This is a genomic window from Agromyces ramosus (assembly GCF_030817175.1).
Taxonomy (GTDB): Bacteria; Actinomycetota; Actinomycetes; order Actinomycetales; family Microbacteriaceae; genus Agromyces; species Agromyces ramosus_A.
Window position 1 is genome coordinate 2,944,140 of record NZ_JAUSYY010000001.1, and the last position, 17,477, is coordinate 2,961,616.

A 17,477-nucleotide genomic window follows, 5' to 3' on the forward strand; every position below is an offset into this window, starting at 1 on the left:
GGCCGGGATGTCGTGGCTTCGATGGTCGACTCCTTGACGGTGCAGGTGAAGTTCAAGCCGCGAACCGACGGCAGTTTCCGGGTGGTGGTGGGCTCGCCGAACTACACGGGCGGCGCGGTGGATGCGGCTGCCGCAGCGGCGTTGACGGGCGCCGCCGACGGTGATGGCGGATCGTTCGCTGCTGCGCACCTGGCGTGGTGGCACGCCTTCTGGGGCGGGGTGTCCCCGATGAAGATCACCTCGACTGACGGGTCAGGCGAGTACATCGAGAACCAGCGTGCGCTCGGCATGTACACGACGGCCGCCACCTCGCGCTCGACGCTGCCGGCGACCCACGGCGGTATCGCCAACCTGCTTTCCGCGTTCCAGGACGCCAGTCTGTGGGATGCGGCGTCGTACTGGCACTTCAACATGCGAATGCAGACGTCGGCGAACTTCGCCGCGAACATGGCGGACTTCAACGAGCCGTATTTCAACCTGTACCACGACAACTTCGAGACACGGCAGACGCTCACCGCAGAGAAGATGCCGGGAAGCTCGGGCATCTGCGTCCCTGAGGTGATGCGTTTCAACGGCACCGGCGACTATTCCGCCACGCAGCGCCAGTGCGACAGCAGCGCGGGCTTCGGGTACGTCACTCGCATCCTGTCCACCGGGCCCGAGGCCGCGTACAACATGTGGTTGCAGTACCTCTACACCGACGACGAGGCGTTCCTCGACGAGAGCTATCCCTTCCTGGCAGAAGTGGTGCGGTTCTACCTGTGGCGTGCGCCGGTCGCTGTCGACGGCTTCCGGCACATCGAACACGCCAACGCCCGGGAGAACCAGTGGGACGTCACCGATCCGACGACGGACCTCGCGGCGATGAGGGTGCTGTTCCCGCTGGTCGAGGAACTGGCGGCCCAACGCGGGGAGGACGACTTTGCCGACGAGATCGCCGCGGCGATCCCGCAGATCCCGCCGTTCCGCACGGTCATCCGCAACAGCAAGACCGTTCTCGCATGGTCGGACACCGACGGCGGGTCGCAGAACAAGGAGAACCCCGACGTCGAGCCGGTCTGGCCGTGGGGGTTGTACGGCGACACCGGGGGAGCCGACACCACGCTCGCTCGAGACACGTTCACCAACCGCATCTACGGGCAGTCCTATGACTGGGACATGGCCTCGACGCAGGCTGCGCGGGTCGGATTGTCGGATCAGGTCAAGACGCTGCTCGTCGATGGCACCAAGAAGTTCCAGGTCTTTCCGAACGGGTTCGCCGACTATGCGGGAAGTGCGGCCTCAGCGTTCTACAGCGAGTGGCAGTGGGTCGTCGCCAGCGGCGTGCAGGAAGCGTTGGTGCAGTCCTACGACGGCCTCGTCAGGGCTCCGGCAGCATGGCCCGCGGGTTGGGATGTCGACGGTGCGTTGCAGATCCAGGGTGGTCACCGGGTGAGTGTCCAGGTCCGCGGTGGAGTGCCGACGGTGGTCGGCATCGAGGCGGCCAAGGACGACACGATCACCGTGCGGAACCCGTGGGCAGGTCAGGAGATCCGGGTGATCGACGGATCGACGGGCACGCAGGTCGTGGCGCCGACGACTGCGACGACGATGACGATCCCGCTGACTGAGGGCGGCAGCGTGGTCGTGGAACGCACCGCGGATCCGCTCTCGGGGTTCACGTTCGCGCAGGTCGACGGCGCACGTGCCTTGACAGCCAAGCACCTGGGATCCCGCACCATCGGCCTGGACCCGGGTGCAGGCGTTCCCGCAGGCGGGCTGGTGGACTGGATTCCGAGCTCGGGCAGCACTGTGCTCGATGCCTCCGGTCGTCACGTCGACGGGGCGGTTCAGGGCGGTTCGGCATCTTACTTCGGTGGCCCCACGGGCCCGGCGTTGGTACTGGATGGCACCCGCTATGTCTCAGCGCCCGCTCCGGCCCTGGGTGCGATGACGTCGTTCACCGCCGAGACCCAGGTGCGCATCGACTCGACGGGAAGCCAACGGCGGTTGATCGACTATCAATCCGTTGGGAACAACGGGTCGACCGGGTTCATGGTCGACGTGAACCCGAGCAACCAGGTTCGCTTCGCCGGCGGCGGCCGGGTCGTCCAGACCCCGGTCACGCTCCCCACCGGCCAGTTCGTGCACCTGGCTGTGACGCTGGATGCCTCGGGGCTGCTGCGCGTGTATCTCAACGGTGCCGTGGCGTGGAGCGAACAGGGCGCTCCTGCGCCGATCGGGGCGGGCTCGGGGCTGGAGCTGCGGTTCGGCGCCGACCAGGACGGTGGATCCCGGCTGACCGGGAAGATGGGACGCACCCGCATCCACGACCGGGCGCTCACGTCGCTGGAGATCGCGGCCGATGCCCGTTCCCAGGTCACCTTCGGTGCAGAGGCCTGCGCGGCCGTGGTCGGTGACACCACGTTGGTGGACTGGAACCCGGCGACCGGGACGCAGTCGCAGGTCATCGACACCTCTGGCAGTCGGCGGGATGCCCACCTGCACGGCAACGCCACCTATACACAGGGCATCGGCGGCCCAGCGCTCGTGCTCAACGGGGGCCGCTACCTCACGTCGGGCACGAAGGTCAATTTCGGCCCACTGACCGCGTTGACCGTGCAGGCCCAGGTCCGTACCGACACAGCCGGCGGCTATCGACGCCTGGTCGACTACCAGAACGTCGGCGGGAACGGATCGACCGGCTTCCTCATCGACCTGAGCCCCGACAATCACGTCCGATTCATCGGGGCGGGGGTCTCCGTCATCACCGGCGCAGTCGTGCCCACCGGCGCGATGGTCGACTTGGCCGTCACGCTGGATGCCGCTGGCGCTCTGACCGTGTACCAGAATGGCGTGGTCAGCTGGACCGGGTCGATCGCAGCACAGCCGTTCGGGGGCTGTGCCAGCCTGCCGCTGCGGATCGGTGCCGACCAGAACGGTGGCAGCAGCCTGGCGGGTGCGGTCGGCCGGGTGCGGGTCTGGGGTCGCGCCCTGTCCGGCGCGGAGATCACATCCAACGCCGCGACACCTTCGACGGAGCAGTGCCGGCCCACCATCGGGCCCGACCCGCTGGTGGACTGGCGCCCGCAAAGCGGGACCAGCGTGCCCGACGCATCCGGCTACTACCGGCCGGGCACCGTGCTGGGCACGCCCACCTACACGTCCGACGCAGACGGGCCCGCGCTCGTGCTGACCGGCAGCCAATCGATCGAGTCGGTGTCGAAGGTGAACTTGGGCAGCAACCTGACGGCGCTCACTGCTTCAGCGCACGTTCGCGTCGACTCCTCAGGAAGCTACCGACGGCTCGTCGACTACATCCCGGTCGGGTCCGGAGCGACCGGCGTCCTCATCGACCTGACCCCTGACAACCACGTCCGGTTCATCGCGAGCGGCACCCAGACCGTGACCGGCGGCGCCCAGGTGCCGACCGGTGTGTTCGTCGACCTGGTCGTCACCCTCGACACGGCGGGCCTGCTGACCGTGTATCAGAACGGAGTCTCGACCTGGAGCGGGCAACGGCCGGCGCTCACCAACACGTGCATCAACCTGCCGTTGCGCGTCGGCCGGGACCAGAACGGCGGGAGCTTGCTGAAGGCGGCCGTCGGACAGGTCCGCCTCTGGCCACGTGTGCTGACCGCCGCCGAGGTCGGAGCGCTCTAGAGAAGGGATGCCTCAGGGCACGGATGACGGGTGGTCGCCCCCGGCCAGCTGGTCGAGCACGTGGTCGACTACGCCGCCGAGCACGCCGAGCCCGTCGCGCACGCCGCCGGGGGAACCCGGCAGGTTCACGATGAACGTCGTGCCCGCGACCCCCGCGTATCCGCGGGTCAGGAGCGCGTTGGGCGTCGAGGCCAGACCACGCCGTCGCAGCTCCTCCATGAACCCGGGCACCTCGCGGTCGAGGAGTTCGCGGGTCGCCTCAGGGGTCGCATCGCTCGGTGAGAGTCCGGTGCCGCCCGTCGTCAGGATGAGCGAGGGGTGGTCACCCAGCGCACGCCGAAGGCTCGCGGCGACATCGGCGCCATCGCGCACGACCAGCGGGCCGGTGACGTCGAAGCCGTGTTCGGCGAGCCACGCGGCGATCACGGGTCCGGTGCGATCGACGGCGGTACCCGCCGCTGCGCGGGTCGACGCGACGATGACGACGGCGGTGCGCCGGGTCATCCGCGCGACCAGTCGCCGCTCTTGCCGCCCGCCTTGGCGAGCACCATGATGTCGGTGATCACTGCGCGGTTGTCGACGGCCTTGATCATGTCGTAGAGCGTGAGCGCGGCGACGCTCGCGGCGGTGAGCGCCTCCATCTCGACACCCGTGACGCCCTTCGTCGTGGCGGTCGCGACGACGAGCACGCGATCGCCCTGCGGAGTGATGTCGACGTCGAGCTTCGTGAGCGGCAGCGGGTGGCAGAGCGGGATGAGCGTCGAGGTCTGCTTGGCCGCCATGATGCCGGCGAGGCGCGCGGTGCCGATCGCCTCGCCCTTCGGGAGCGAGCCATCGGCGATCGCGGCGACGACCTCTTCGCTCGTGACGAGCACGGCCTGTGCGCTCGCGGTGCGGCGGGTCACGGCCTTGTCGGTCACGTCGACCATGTGCGCGGAGCCGTCGTCGCGCAGGTGGGTGAGGCGGGGTTCAGTCATCGATCCTCCAGACATCGACGTGGGAGCCGGCCGGCAGGGCGTCGACTCCCACAGGCAGGTGCACGAGCACGGTGGCGTTGGCGTAGGCGTGCAGCAGGTGCGAGCTCGGCGCACCGACCTCGACGTCGCCGTTGCCGTCGATGACACCGCGACGCACCTGGTGGCGGCCCATCGGCGAGGTCACGTCGTGCGCGAGCCGCAGGGTCGCGCGTGCGCGATCGGGCGTGAGTCCCGCGAAGGCCCGCAGCACCGGCCGCAGGAACAGTTCGAACGAGACGAGCGCGCTCACGGGGTTCCCCGGGAACGACACGACGGGCACGGCGCCGGCTCGGAGCGACGCGAGTCCGAGACCCTGCGGGCCGCCGGGCTGGAGCGCGACCTTCACGAACTCGACGCCGAGCGGCGCGAGGGTTTCGCGCACGACCTCGAAGGCGCCGGCGCTGACCCCGCCGGTCGTCACGACGAGATCGACACGGGGGGCGGATGCCTCGAGGGCCGTCAGCACCGCGTCGGCCTCGTCGGGGGCGAGCGATTCGTGCACGACCGCGCCGCACTCGCGAAGGGCCGCGCCGAGCATGGCGGTGTTCGAGTCGTGGATCTGGCCCGGTGCGAGCGGCGTGCCCGGCGGACGCAGCTCATGCCCGGTCGAGATGAGCAGCACGGAGACGCGCCGCCGCACCGTGACGGCGACGACGCCGGCAGCCGCCAGCGTGCCGAGTTGCGGCGGCCCGAGCCGGGTTCCGGCGGGCAGGAGCACGGCGTCGCGAGCAACGTCGGAGCCGACCTCCCGCACGAATGCGCCGAGTTCGACGGGGTGGTCGAAGGTGACGGATGCCCCGGCCGGCGCCTCACGCTCGCCGCCGTCGAGTCCGAGGAACCGCGGCGGATCGGCCTGCTCGATCGGCACGACCGCGTCGGCGCCCTCTGGAATCGCGGCGCCCGTCATGACCGGGGACGCGGTGCCCGGGGCGTGGCGGCGCACGGGGTCGCCGGCCGCGGTCGTCGTGACCACGGGCAGGGTGATCGCCGCGCCGGGGCGGGCGCCGGCGAGCTCGGCCGATCGCACGGCGTAGCCGTCCATCTGCGAGTTGGCGAAGGCGGGCAGGTCGCCGGGGGAGTGCACGTCGACCGCGAGCACGCGGCCGAGCGGTGAGTCGGCCTCGAGTACGGGCAGTATGGGCAGCACCTCGAATCCCGCGGGCTCGGCCAAGGCGGCCTTCACGGGTTGCAGCAGCTCGCGGACCGCGTGCTGGTGCTCGGCGAACGTGCGCATGCCCCTCCTTCGACGTCAGCCGCCGGCGAACGGCGGCAGGATGTCGACGCTCGCGGCGAGCTGGTGGGCTTGGTCGCGCCGAACGGCGCCGTCCACCAGGAACGAGCCGGACCGCAGCACTCGCTCCATGGGCGCGCCATAGCGGGTGACGAGTTCCTCGCGGAGTGCGCCGAGCGTGGCGTCGTCGCCGAACTCGAGGCGCTCCTCCTCGCGGCCCGCGGCCTCGGCGGCAGCCGCGAAGTACCGCACGGTCACGAGCGTCATGCGTCGATGCTACCCCGCGGCAGAACACAGCTCGCAGATCCGGTCCGGCGCCCGCTGTGCGTGCGAACAAATCCGCCTAGGCTGTCGCCGTGGGCCAAGCACTGGACGAGGGGCCGTTCTTTCACGGCACGAAAGCCGATCTGCGGAGCGGCGATCTCCTGACGGCGGGCTTCCGCTCGAATTATCGTCCAGAAGTCGTGATGAACCACATCTACTTCACCGCTCTTCGCGACGGTGCCGGACTCGCCGCGGAACTCGCGACCGGTGACGGTGCTCCGCGGGTGTACCTCGTTGAGCCGACCGGTCCGTTCGAGGACGACCCGAACGTGACCGACAAGAAGTTCCCCGGCAACCCCACCCGCTCCTACCGCAGCAGTGCCCCGCTCCGAATCGTCGGCGAGATCACCGATTGGACGAGACAGACTCCCGAGGCCCTCGAGGCGTGGAGGGAACGGCTCGCCGCGCTCCGCGCCGACGAGCGAGGCGAGATCATCAACTGAATCGGCATCCGCCGGAATGTTGCCCCACCGAAGGAGGCGCCGTGTCTGCGCAGAATGAGAGCTCCTCGCCGGAGCACGTTCCCGGTCCGGATGAGCCGACCATCCCAGAGCTCGAGGCCGACCAGACGGTCCCGCCGCGCCCGGAGGAAGAGATCGCCGACGTCTTGCGGGCGAAACCCGACGTCGAAGACCACAGCCGGCATCCCGACTGACGACCTGCGGCGTCCGCAAGATCGAACGACCACCAAGGGGAAGGCGTTCCATGCTGAAGCTCGTCGCCGAGGGCGTGCTCGTTCACGAGAGCGAGTTCATCCCGACGATGACGGTGAGTATGAGCGCTACCAGCTGAGCTATCGCCGTCCCCGCCCGACGCCGGGGTGTCGTGTGCCAAGCCCGCAGGCATCCGCTTCGCAATCCGGTCATGCGCTCAGGCCATCGCTCCCGGTGCCGGTCCTCAGGCGGGAACAGGAGCGACTCCTCACGCCCCGGTCGCCCATCGGGCGGATCGGCATGCGAGCACCGAAGTCTACTCGCTGAGGTCGTCCGAGTCTTGGGCCAGACAGGGAGGGCCCGTTCTCCTACGCTCGACGTGCGTAAGCCGCCGAACACACTGATCGAAGGAGCTCACGATGCCCGAAGCGCCCATCGCACAGCACGCGCGGTCGATGACCGACGATGAGGGCGGGATGCCCGAGCAGCAGCAGACGCCCCCCGGCCTGACGTCGAAGATGCACCCGGTGCCCGATCACGGGGAGTCCTCATGGGTGGGGCGCGGTCGACTCGAGGGCCTCAAGTCACTGATCACCGGGGGCGACTCGGGGATCGGCCGGGCCGTCGCGATCGCGTTCGCCCGGGAGGGCGCCGATGTCGCGATCAACTACCTGGCGGACGAGGAGGAGGACGCCCGCGAGGTCGCGACGTGGATCGAAAAGGCAGGTCGCACAGCCGTCCTGGTCGAAGGGGACCTGCGGGACGAACAGACCTGCCGCGATGTCGTGGCCCGCGCTGCCACACAACTGGGCGGGCTCAACATCGTGGTCAACAACGCGGGCTACCACTGGGCGCGAGGCGAGAAGGGCCTCAAGGGCCTCACCGCCGAGCAACTCGACCGAGTGGTGCGCACGAACCTGTACGCGACCCTTTGGGTCAGTCAGGCCGCACTCGAGTATCTGGGGCGTGGGGACTCCATCATCATCACCAGCTCGGTGCAGGCCTACGAACCATCCGTCTCGATGATCGACTACGCCGCGACAAAGGCCGCGCTCAACAACGTCGCTGCCAACCTTGCACAGGAGCTGGGTCCCGAGGGCATCCGCGTCAACGCCGTGGCTCCAGGCCCGATCTGGACCCCGCTCCAGCCGGCCACCAAGGAGCCGGAGGCGGTCGCGAGCATGGGGAAGGACACGCCGCTGGGCCGGATCGGTCAGCCCGCCGAGCTCGCCGGCGCCTACGTCTTCCTCGCCTCCCCGGCCGAGGCCAGCTACGTCACCGGCACCGTCGTGGGTGTCACCGGCGGCCAGCCCGTCTTCTGAGCCCCAGACCTCAGGCGAATCGTCGGTCGTGTCGACGCTGGGGCCTCGCCACTGCTTGACGTCGCTGCGGCCAACGTGCCAGGACAAATCACGTCAAGCCGCAACTCGCGTGGGCCGGTATCGCAGGGCGACCGCCCCCGACCGGAACTCATGGCGATCCACGAGCTCGAGCTCGATGCGCTCGCGCAGACCGGCGAGCAACGTCGGCCCGTGTCCGGCAAGCACCGGCTGCACAAGGAACTCGTACTCGTCGATCAGTCCCAGGTCTGCCAACGCCAGGGGGAGCGTCACGCCACCCACCCACAGGCCCTCGCCTGGCTCCTGCTTGAGCCGCTGAACCGATTGCCCCAAGTCGCCTCGCACCAGCTCGGCATTCCAATCGACCCCGCCCAGCGTGCTCGACACGACGTGCTTCTTCGCCCGGTCGATGGTCTCGGCGAACGGGATCTGCCACTCATCCATCCAGTCAGGCCACGTGCCCGTGGGCGGCTTCCGCCACGCCGACTCCATCATCTCGTAGGTCACCCGGCCGAATAGCAGGGCATCGGCTCGCTCCATCTCAGCGGTCCAGTAGCGCATCGACTCCTCGTCTGGGGGGAGCCCTGCCTCGTGATGGCAGCAGCCGTCGAGCGTGACGTTGATCGAGTATCGAAGTGGTCTCATCTCTTTGCTCTCCCTTGATGCACGCCCCGCGTTCACCGGACCGTACGCAGACGATTGCCGGCGCCATTTCTCATCGGCGCCCCGATCGCACCTACTTTAACGCCGTCGTGCGTCGGTGGCCGGTGCTCGAGCCGATGACCGGTCCGCAAGCGGACGTCCGCAGCGGATCCCTTTACCGCGCAATCGCTGCGCGGAAGTTGAGTCGGGGAGGTAAGGGCGCGCAGCGGCGAGCTTCTTCATCCGTCCGGCGCTCAACGATCCCGCTAACACGTGGGCCCGCTCGTATCGTGGAGCGCGGGAGTCGATGGTTTCGGGTAGCCGCGGCACAGCTCCCGAGGCCTGCCTGATCAGTGAGCTGAGCGGAGCTATTCGCCGATGGAGCGCACGACGCGCGCGGGGGACCCGATCACGATAGTGCGGGCTGGGACATCCTTGGTGACGACGGATCCGGCGCCTACAACGGCGTCGTCGCCAATTGTGACCCCGGGGAGAACGGTGACGTTGGCCCCGAGCCAGACATTGCGGCCGATGACGACCGGCGATGGCATGAGGTCGCCACGGCGGGTCGGTGCGATGTCGTGTTCCAGGGTGGCGATCACGGCGTTGTGACCGATGAGGCAGTCGTCGCCGATTGTGATGCCGCCTTGGTCCTGGAAGCGGCAGCCGGAATTGATGAAGACGCGCTTACCGAGGGAGATGTTCCTGCCGAAGTCGGACGTGAACGGCGGGAAGAGCGTCACCGAGTCATCGATGGGCGCGCCTGTCAGCCGCGCGAGGAGTTCTCGGATGCGCGCTGGTTCGTGATAGCCGGAGTTGAGCTCACCGGTGACGCGTAGCGCCTCCTGGCTCGTCTCGAGCATGACGGCATGTGCAGGTGAGCCGCCGACGATGGTCTCACCCGCATCGAGCGCGGCAAGTAGCTCTGTGAGCGTCATGCTCGCCCCCCTTCAGTGCTGTGGATGGTGGAGCCGGCGCGTATTCGCCGCGCCGGATCATTTGGGCGGCGCTGCGGGCGCCGTCGCGTCGCTGGTCCAATTGGCGAGGAGCTGGAGACGTTCGGCGGATGGCGATCCGGGCTCGGCTGTGTAGACGAGGAGGCTGAGTCCGTCCTCGGATGTGAGGGCGAGTTCCTCGTAGTGCAGGGTGATGTCGCCGACGACGGGGTGGTGGAAGCGCTTCGTACCGGTGCCGTGCGTCCGGACGTCGTGTGCTGACCACAGCCTGGCGAACGTGTCGCTCCTGGTTGTGAGCTCTCCGACGAGGTCTTGTAGCGCCCGGTCGTGGGGGTTGCGGCCTGCTTCCACGCGCATGATGCCCACACACATCTGGGCGAAGAGGTCCCAGTCGGGATAGAAGTCGCGGGACGCGGGATCGAGGAATTGGAACCGCGCCAGGTTTGGCACGCGACCGCTGGTGCCGATGACGGGCGAATAGAACGCCGCCCCGACCCTGTTCGTGGCGAGCAGGTTCTGGTGTCGGTCGCGGACGAAGGCGGGCCCGCCGGTGATCGCGTCGAGCGTTCTCTGCAGTCCGGGGCGTGCGGGTTGTTGAGCTGTCGCGCGGCGACGAGCGCGGCCGGATACGGGGACTCCGTCTGCGGCGCGTGCAAGGTCGTGGAGATGCATCCGCTCGGTCTCATCCAGACGCAGTGCCTGCGAGAGCGATTCGAGCACACCGGCTGATGCGCCTGCGATGTCGCCGCGTTCGAGTTTCGCGTAGTACTCGACGCTGACGTCGGCCAGCATCGCGACCTCTGCGCGGCGGAGGCCCACGACGCGCCGATTCGTGCCGGCGGGGAGCCCGACGTCGGCGGGCGAGATCCGCGCGCGACGCGACATGAGGAATTCGCGCACCTCGGCTCGGTTGTCCATGCAACCCACAGTAGAACTGTGCACCCGGGCGAGGGATGCACTGCCGGTACACCCTCCGCCAGGGACTCCCACAGCGCGCGTGCCGCGGCTTGACTGAGCAGGTGCTGATCCGACGTCACCTCCCCGCGACGATGCTTGCTGCCGTGCTCGCCCTCACCGGCTGTGCGGTAAGCGAGAGCACCGCGCCTGCCGGTCCCACGCTCGTGCCGGCGCCCGGATCGACCAGCCCAGTCCCCGAACCGACCCCCTCCGCGACCGGAGACTCAATGCCCGACTCGAACGGCACCCCCATCACTCTGACCATCGACGACCAGGTCATCACGGCGACGTTGCACGACAACCCGGCAGCCAACGCTCTCGCGCAGCAGTTGCCGCTGACGCTGACGTTCGACGACTTCAACTCGGTGGAGAAGATCGCCACGCTCGCCTCACCTCCGTCAATGGACGGCATGCCCACGGGCGCTGACCCCGAGATCGGCGACATCGGACTCTGGGCTCCCGGCGGGAACCTGGTCCTCTACTACGGCGACGTCGGCTACTGGAACGGCATTGCTCGTCTCGGCACCTTCGATGACGTCGCGGCGATCAAGGCGCTGTCAGGCCCGTTCACCGTCACCATCACCACCCAATGACACGAAAGAAGGTCACTCATGCGCATCCTCGCCCGGACACCGACAGTCAAGAACCCGCCAGAGTGGTTCACCGGCGACGTCTGGCTCGACCAGGTCATCGCCCCGCAAGACGCCGGCCAACGACTGAGCGCTGGCCTCGTCCGCTTCGCCCCAGGCGCCCGCACCGCCTGGCACTCGCACCCGCTCGGGCAGACCCTCCGCATCATGGAGGGCACCGCGCTCGTGCAAGCGAGAGGTGAAGAGGTCATCGAGGTCCATGCCGGCCAGACCGTGTACACCCCTCCTGGCGAAGAGCACTGGCATGGCGCCGCCCCCGACAGTTTCATGACGCATCTCGCGCTCTGGGAAACGCCCGAGAGCGAGGACAGCGCGCAGTGGGGCGCCCACGTCACCGACACCGAGTACGGATCCCGCTGAGGTCAGACCCGAACGCCAAGAGGTACAAGCACGAGAGAGGAAAGGCTCATGCGAGCAACTCTGATGTACGACGCCGGCGATGTCCGCGTCGAGGAAGTACCCGACCCTGTTCTGAAGGAGCCCACCGACGCCATCATCCGCGTGACGTACGCGTGCGTGTGCGGCTCGGACCTCCATCCGTATCATGACCTCCAGGCGACTCCCGAGGGGCGCCGCATGGGCCACGAGGCCATCGGCGTCGTCGAGCAGGTCGGCTCGGACGTCGCACGCCTCTCGGTCGGCGACACGGTCATCGTCCCGTTCGCCTGGTCTGACAACACGTGCACCTTCTGCCGCGACGGGATCACGACATCCTGCGTCCACGGCGGGTTCTTCGACGGGGCACCCTCAGCCACGCAGGCCGAGAAGCTGCTCGTACCCCAGGCGGACGGCACCGCTGTCGTCATCCCCGAGGGCACCGACGAAGCACTGATGCCCTCGCTGCTGACGCTCTCCGACGTCTACCTCACGGGCCACCACGCTGCGCATCAGGGTCGGGTCGAGGCGGGTAAGACCGTCGCCGTGATCGGCGATGGCGCGGTCGGGCTGTCGGCCGTCCTCGCGTCCAAGCAGCTCGGCGCTGAAACGATCATCCTCATGGGTCGCCACGAGGCCCGCACCGATCTCGGTCGCGAGTTCGGCGCCACCCACATCATCACCGAGCGCGGCGAGGAGGGCATCGACAAAGTCCTCGAGATCACCGGTGGTGAAGGCGTGCACGTGGTACTCGAAGCGGTCGGCCACATGCTCGCCTACGAGCAGGCGTACGGCATCGTCCGCCCCGGCGGCGTCATCTCCCGCGTCGGCGTTCCGCAGTACCAGGACGCCCCGGTCGGATTCGCATCGCTATTCGGCAAGAACGCCACCCTCACCGGCGGACCAGCCACCATCCGCGCCTACCTCGAGGCCGCATTGCCACAGGTGCTCGACGGTGTCATCGCCCCCGGCAAGGTGTTCGATCGCGAACTCCCGCTCGCCGAGATCGCTGAGGCATACCGCCTCATGGACTCTCGCGAAGCGCTCAAGGTACTCATCCGCCCCTAGCCCTGTGAGCCCGAGCCGCTACCTCCGTCGACCAGTCACCGACGGCCCTCGACAGAGCCGACGCGGTTCCCGACGCTGCACACCACGCTTCCAAACGACCGATTTCGGGACAGGACCGGGGTCGAACTGCACGGTGGCGGTTCCCGAGACCGGGGTTCCCGAGACCGGGTTCGCGTGTCCGGACGTCGTTCCGCAGCGGACGTCCGGCAAGCGGATCCGCTTGCCGGACCTCGGCGCGTCTCGCCGAGGGACGGCTTGCCACTCCCGCCAATCACGTAACGGCCTCGAGTGGATGCGAGGATGGTCGTCGCGTCCTCATATATCCGGGCGCGGAGCCGAAATGGTCTGCTCTCTGAGGTGAGGGAGTATTGCTTGGTGACGGGTAGTACGGGTAAGGGCATGTTCGGCGAGCCCACGTTCACCCGATATTTCTCGGCGGTCGCGATAGGTGCGTTCGGCACGGCGTTGACAGCTGTGGCGCTGCCCGTACTCGTCATCGATGTCCTCGGGGCGGATGCGTTCGAGGTCGGAATGGTCAACGCGGCGCAGTTCCTCCCCTATGCCGTGCTCGGGCTTCTTGCCGGCGTGTATGTAGACCGCTGGCGGCGCCAGCGCGTGCTCGTATGGGCCAGCCTTGGGCGGGCGATAAGCCTCGCGCTTGTACCGGTGCTCTGGGCCGCTGGGATTCTGCACCTTTGGGTGCTCGTGGTATTGCTCCTCCTGTTTGGTGCTTTCTCGGTATTCGGATTCGCCGCGACGCAGTCGCTCCTGCCGCAGATCGTTGAGCGGCGTGCGTTGCGCGCCGCGAACGCACGACTCGATCAGGCGGAGGCGAGCGCGCAGACTGCCGGTCCGGCGCTCGGCGGCCTGTTGGTCGGTTTGATCGGCGCGCCACTCGCCATCGCCGTGGATGCTGTCACGTACGTCGTCGATGCTGCGCTGATTGCTGGAATGCGCGTCCAGGAGCCCGCGCAGCGGAAGACGGTGCAGCGTTCGATTCGACGCGAGGTGGCCGAAGGACTGCGATGGACGTATCGCCATCGCGTTCTGGGGCCGCTCGCCTTGTCCACTCATGTGTGGTTTCTCGCGAATGCCGCTGCGCTCACGGTGCTGGCGGTCTTCGCACTGCGCACTCTGAGTTTCGCGCCGTTCGTTTACGGACTGTTGTTCGCGGTGGGAGGCGTCGCGACGCTGATCGGTGCAACTGTCGCCCCACGTATGGGCGCACGCTTTGGTTCGGGGGCGACGATCACCGCTGGACGGGCCATCTATCCCGTCGCTTGGATCATGGTCGCATTCGCCCCCGCCGAGAGCGCACCACAGGTGGATGCCGTTGCCGTTGCTCTCGTGTTCTCTGCAATCGCGCTCCACGGTTTCGCAGGTGGGCTGGAGAACGCGAATGAGATGAGCCTTCGCCAGGCTGTGACACCCGACGCTCTGATGGGTCGGACGAATGCCACGATGCGATCCGCGAACCGCACGCTGGCCGCCATCGGTGCGCTGGCAGGCGGCACCGCCGCGACGATTCTCGGCGAGCGGCTCGCGCTCTTCATCATCGTTGGCGTGTTCGCGTCGGCATTCATCGTCGCGATGGCCTCACCTTTGCCAACGGCACGTGACGACGAAGACCTAGATGAAACAACTCCGTGATGGCTTCTTCCTTCGCCTCACCACTATGCGAGCGTCCGAAATGGATCCCAAAGCGGACGGCCTAGCTGGGCGGGCGCCCCTACCGCTTCGATAACGTCTTGACCGCAACTCACCCACGCGAAGTCAATCGCGACAGGATGACGGAATGAATCACATTCTCGTGCCGGCTGCGCTCTCACGATTCTGATTCTGGGGGTGTCCGCCACCGCCGCCGGCTGGGCGCTCTCGAACCACGTCGAGGCGGTACCTCTGAGGCCGGCACGCTGGGTGTTCTGGTCCGGCGTTTGCACACTCATCGTTGGCGCGCTGCTCTACATCTGGCCGCTTGTCTTCATGTTCACTTTCCGTCCCGCGTAAGGATCCCTCATCGCACGCGTCACCCGGGGTTCAGCGGTGGCCGACGCGGGCTGTGAATTCCACCTCGCACTCGCGTTGCGTTCGCGGAGGACTCGACGCGCGGGCCGTCCCGCTGTGTTGACAGGCGGCGCATGGCGCGGGGATCATTCGATCATGCATCCAACCACGGCGCCGGGAGACGGCCGTCGCACGCTTCCATTGCTCCCCGCGTGCGGGCTGATCAACGTCGATCGCGCCGGCGTGATCGTGAATGTCAACACGGCGATCCTCGAATGGACGGGAAGCGAATCCGTCGAGCTCATCGGGCGCCCGCTCGAGACCTTCCTCACCCTGCGCATGCCGCTCGCTCGTGCTGACGGACTCCGTCCGACCGACGCCACCCTGCACGGCACATCGGGCATCGTCCGACCGGTCGTCGTCGGCGCCATCGATGGCATTAGGGCCGACAACGGCATGCAGATCGCGGTGTACGACGTCTCGGAGAGGACCGCCTTCGCGCTCGGCTTCCATGGCGCCGAAGCCAAGACCGAACGCGCACGTCGACGGCTGCAGATCCTGCTGAACGCCGCTGTGGGGTTCGGCGCGGTTCGAACAGAGACCGAGGCCGCGGAACTGCTCGTCGATGTCGCCGAGCGCGCGTTCGCCGCGACGGCCGTCAGCGTGCATCTCCGGGAGCCGGACGGGGTCGTGCAGGTCGCCGGCGTGAACCCGCTGGCGCCGCACTGGCCGGCAGGGTTCGCGCCTGCCGGCGCATTCACACTGGCACGCGGTCAGGTGCTCGTCGTGCGATCTCCCGACGATGCTGACCGTCATGCCCCGGGAGCTGGAATGAGTACCGCCTATCGCGCTTCAGGCATCGAGGCTGCGATCGCTTCGCCGATTCGATCGAAGGGCGAATCGCTCGGATCGATGGTCTGCTATTTCGACCACCCACGGGAGTTCGACGAAGAAGCGGTGCCACTGGCCGAGGCCCTCTCGAACCAAGCCGCCCAGGCGATCGCTCGAGTGCGCCTCGAGGAATCACTGCGGCGAGCCGCGATGCACGACGAAGTCACCGGCCTGCCTCGCCGGCGACTGTTCGAGGAGGACGCCACGCAGGCGCTGCTGTCGGACTTCCCGGTGGTCGCGGTCATCTTCGCCGATCTCGACGGTTTCAAGGCGGTGAATGACCTGCTCGGACATCCGGCCGGCGATGACCTGCTGAGGGAGGTGGGCACCAGGTTGCGCGGGGTGATTCGCGAGCGCGACATCCTCGGGCGCTTCGGCGGCGACGAGTTCGTCATCGTGGCAGCGGTCGACCATCCGATCGACGCCGAGAGCCTCGCCGAGCGCATCCGCGCATCCGTGGCCGAACCTTACGACGGGCTCGCCGAGCTCTCGATCACTGCGAGCATCGGGGTCGTCACGGTCGAATACCCCGAAAGCCCCGTCATCATCGACCAGCTCATCCGAGCAGCCGATCACGCGATGTACGACGCGAAGCTCTCCGGCGGCGACCGTGTCGCAACCAGAGAATTTCGACCCACCGGCAGGTCCGCCCTGCCGAAGCCGCGTGAAGCGGCAGCCGATGCATCACCTTCCCTTGCCCCGTGAGAGACGAGGAACCGTCTCCGCGCGAATGACGCGGCTACCTCCGCAAGAACTCACCGCAGAACTCGCGCACTCGGAAACACGCGCTGAGCTGGAGCGGATCCCCGACCGCTGACCACCGCTTCTGCGATTCGTACTCACCAGCTCCGACCGCCTCGGTGACCCTCACTCGCTGACGCGGACCCTGCGTCCATCGAAGCTGACGATGTCGCCCACCTGCAGCTGCCGTCCGCGTCGGCGATCAACCTCGCCGTTCACGGCCACATGGCCGTCGATGATGGCCTCTTTCACGCTTCCACCGGAGTCGAGGAGCCCAGCGAACTTCAGAAACTGCCCGAGGCGAATGACCTCACCGCCGATCGGGACGTCGTCGATCGGGGCCGGGTTCGTCATCCCCGAATGTTAGTCGACCACGTGCCGGCTCCGAAGCCGGTTGCTCGGCGAGACGACTGACACCGATCCTTCCTGATCGCCCTCCGCGCCGGCGGATGCGCCGGCGGGTTTGATGAGCAGGAAACCACGGGTCGACCTACCTACCAGACGGTGCCGCCGCCGACCGAGATGCCGCCCCACGTGAGCGCGATGAAGATCGCGGCGAACACGACGGGCGCGATGCCTGTGCCGCTGCGCGCGAGCCCCTTGAAGAGGGCGATCACGGCGAGGATTGCGGCGATGATCGAGAGGCCGCCGCCGAGGATCAGCCCGATGAACAGCGGGATGGGCATGAGCACGAGGCCGGCCAGCGCGAACCAGAACGCGGCCCAGGCAGCCGGATTGGAACGGCGTTCGACAGAGGAGGACATGCTTCATTATCTCGTGCCCGCAGCCCGCAGCCTGTGAGACCCGCGCTGCTCGCTCAGCTGCGGCGACCACCCGATGATCCCCGTGTGACCACGATCGGACGCGATACGGCGGCTCGAAGGGCGGTCGTTGCGCGGCAACAGGTCATTACGCGCCTGCTTCGACCGCAAACCGACGGGAATCGGGACAGGCGGCGGGAGCCTCGGTCGACTCCGCCGAGCGCGA

The 17,477-nt window shown here is 67.9% G+C and carries 18 protein-coding genes; 9 read left to right on the forward strand and 9 right to left on the reverse strand.

What is annotated here, in order from left to right; genetic code table 11:
- Positions 1 to 39 precede the first annotated feature (39 nt).
- Positions 40 to 3,642, forward strand: a complete 3,603-nt coding sequence (locus tag QFZ26_RS13795; RefSeq protein WP_307043049.1) for a LamG domain-containing protein — start codon at positions 40 to 42, stop codon at positions 3,640 to 3,642.
- Positions 3,643 to 3,654: 12 nt separating this feature from the next.
- Here QFZ26_RS13795 and QFZ26_RS13800 read toward each other — a convergent pair whose 3' ends face one another.
- The 4 genes from QFZ26_RS13800 to QFZ26_RS13815 are packed head-to-tail and all read right to left on the reverse strand — an operon-like array spanning position 3,655 to position 6,156.
- Entirely contained in the window at positions 3,655 to 4,146 is a 492-nt protein-coding gene (locus QFZ26_RS13800) for a MogA/MoaB family molybdenum cofactor biosynthesis protein (RefSeq protein WP_307043051.1), read from the reverse strand.
- A complete protein-coding gene (gene moaC / locus QFZ26_RS13805; RefSeq protein WP_307043052.1) occupies positions 4,143 to 4,619 on the reverse strand; it encodes a cyclic pyranopterin monophosphate synthase MoaC in 477 nt (158 codons plus the stop codon). The genes QFZ26_RS13800 and moaC overlap by 4 nt, the downstream gene beginning before the upstream one ends.
- Positions 4,612 to 5,892, reverse strand: coding sequence for a molybdopterin molybdotransferase MoeA (locus QFZ26_RS13810; RefSeq protein ID WP_307043054.1), 1,281 nt, complete (start codon positions 5,890 to 5,892; stop codon positions 4,612 to 4,614). Before QFZ26_RS13810 ends, moaC begins: the two co-directional genes overlap by 8 nt.
- 15 nt (positions 5,893 to 5,907) lie before the next feature.
- Complete coding sequence (locus QFZ26_RS13815) at positions 5,908 to 6,156, reverse strand: MoaD/ThiS family protein (RefSeq protein ID WP_307043056.1); 249 nt, start codon at positions 6,154 to 6,156, stop codon at positions 5,908 to 5,910.
- 89 nt (positions 6,157 to 6,245) lie between these two features.
- Between QFZ26_RS13815 and arr the strand changes: the two genes are divergently transcribed.
- The 3 genes from arr to QFZ26_RS13830 all read left to right on the forward strand — a co-directional run bounded on the left by arr (position 6,246) and on the right by QFZ26_RS13830 (position 8,188).
- Positions 6,246 to 6,656 carry an NAD(+)--rifampin ADP-ribosyltransferase gene (arr, locus tag QFZ26_RS13820; protein ID WP_307043058.1) on the forward strand — a complete coding sequence of 137 codons (411 nt, stop codon included), beginning with the start codon at positions 6,246 to 6,248 and terminating at the stop codon, positions 6,654 to 6,656.
- Between the two features lie 41 nt (positions 6,657 to 6,697).
- A complete protein-coding gene (locus QFZ26_RS13825; RefSeq protein WP_307043060.1) occupies positions 6,698 to 6,868 on the forward strand; it encodes a hypothetical protein in 171 nt (56 codons plus the stop codon).
- Between the two features lie 417 nt (positions 6,869 to 7,285).
- The gene (locus tag QFZ26_RS13830) at positions 7,286 to 8,188 is read left to right on the forward strand and encodes an SDR family oxidoreductase (RefSeq protein ID WP_373460722.1); all 903 of its coding nucleotides are present in this window, start codon (positions 7,286 to 7,288) and stop codon (positions 8,186 to 8,188) included.
- Positions 8,189 to 8,281: 93 nt separating this feature from the next.
- Here the strand turns inward: QFZ26_RS13830 and QFZ26_RS13835 are convergent, their stop codons facing one another.
- From QFZ26_RS13835 to QFZ26_RS13845, 3 genes are all read right to left on the reverse strand, one after another.
- A complete protein-coding gene (locus QFZ26_RS13835; RefSeq protein WP_307043064.1) occupies positions 8,282 to 8,851 on the reverse strand; it encodes a dihydrofolate reductase family protein in 570 nt (189 codons plus the stop codon).
- 365 nt (positions 8,852 to 9,216) lie between these two features.
- Positions 9,217 to 9,786, reverse strand: coding sequence for a sugar O-acetyltransferase (locus QFZ26_RS13840; protein WP_307043066.1), 570 nt, complete (start codon positions 9,784 to 9,786; stop codon positions 9,217 to 9,219).
- Between the two features lie 57 nt (positions 9,787 to 9,843).
- On the reverse strand, positions 9,844 to 10,722 hold the full coding sequence (locus tag QFZ26_RS13845; protein ID WP_307043068.1) for a helix-turn-helix domain-containing protein: 879 nt from the start codon (positions 10,720 to 10,722) through the stop codon (positions 9,844 to 9,846).
- A 266-nt stretch (positions 10,723 to 10,988) separates the two neighbouring features.
- On the opposite strand from QFZ26_RS13845, the gene QFZ26_RS13850 reads away from it, so the two are divergent.
- The 5 genes from QFZ26_RS13850 (at position 10,989) to QFZ26_RS13870 (ending at position 16,454) form a co-directional block, all read left to right on the forward strand.
- Complete coding sequence (locus QFZ26_RS13850; RefSeq protein ID WP_307043070.1) at positions 10,989 to 11,354, forward strand: cyclophilin-like fold protein; 366 nt, start codon at positions 10,989 to 10,991, stop codon at positions 11,352 to 11,354.
- Between the two features lie 18 nt (positions 11,355 to 11,372).
- Complete coding sequence (locus QFZ26_RS13855) at positions 11,373 to 11,771, forward strand: (R)-mandelonitrile lyase (protein ID WP_307043071.1); 399 nt, start codon at positions 11,373 to 11,375, stop codon at positions 11,769 to 11,771.
- A 48-nt stretch (positions 11,772 to 11,819) separates the two neighbouring features.
- Complete coding sequence (locus QFZ26_RS13860; RefSeq protein WP_307043073.1) at positions 11,820 to 12,854, forward strand: zinc-binding dehydrogenase; 1,035 nt, start codon at positions 11,820 to 11,822, stop codon at positions 12,852 to 12,854.
- Positions 12,855 to 13,253: 399 nt separating this feature from the next.
- Positions 13,254 to 14,504, forward strand: a complete 1,251-nt coding sequence (locus QFZ26_RS13865) for an MFS transporter (RefSeq protein ID WP_307043075.1) — start codon at positions 13,254 to 13,256, stop codon at positions 14,502 to 14,504.
- Between the two features lie 510 nt (positions 14,505 to 15,014).
- Positions 15,015 to 16,454 carry a sensor domain-containing diguanylate cyclase gene (locus QFZ26_RS13870; RefSeq protein WP_307043077.1) on the forward strand — a complete coding sequence of 480 codons (1,440 nt, stop codon included), beginning with the start codon at positions 15,015 to 15,017 and terminating at the stop codon, positions 16,452 to 16,454.
- Positions 16,455 to 16,616: 162 nt separating this feature from the next.
- Here QFZ26_RS13870 and QFZ26_RS13875 read toward each other — a convergent pair whose 3' ends face one another.
- Together QFZ26_RS13875 and QFZ26_RS13880 are read right to left on the reverse strand one after the other, a co-directional pair.
- Entirely contained in the window at positions 16,617 to 16,844 is a 228-nt protein-coding gene (locus QFZ26_RS13875; RefSeq protein WP_307043079.1) for an RNA-binding S4 domain-containing protein, read from the reverse strand.
- 140 nt (positions 16,845 to 16,984) lie between these two features.
- The gene (locus tag QFZ26_RS13880; protein ID WP_307043081.1) at positions 16,985 to 17,254 is read right to left on the reverse strand and encodes a hypothetical protein; all 270 of its coding nucleotides are present in this window, start codon (positions 17,252 to 17,254) and stop codon (positions 16,985 to 16,987) included.
- Positions 17,255 to 17,477: the final 223 nt, after the last annotated feature.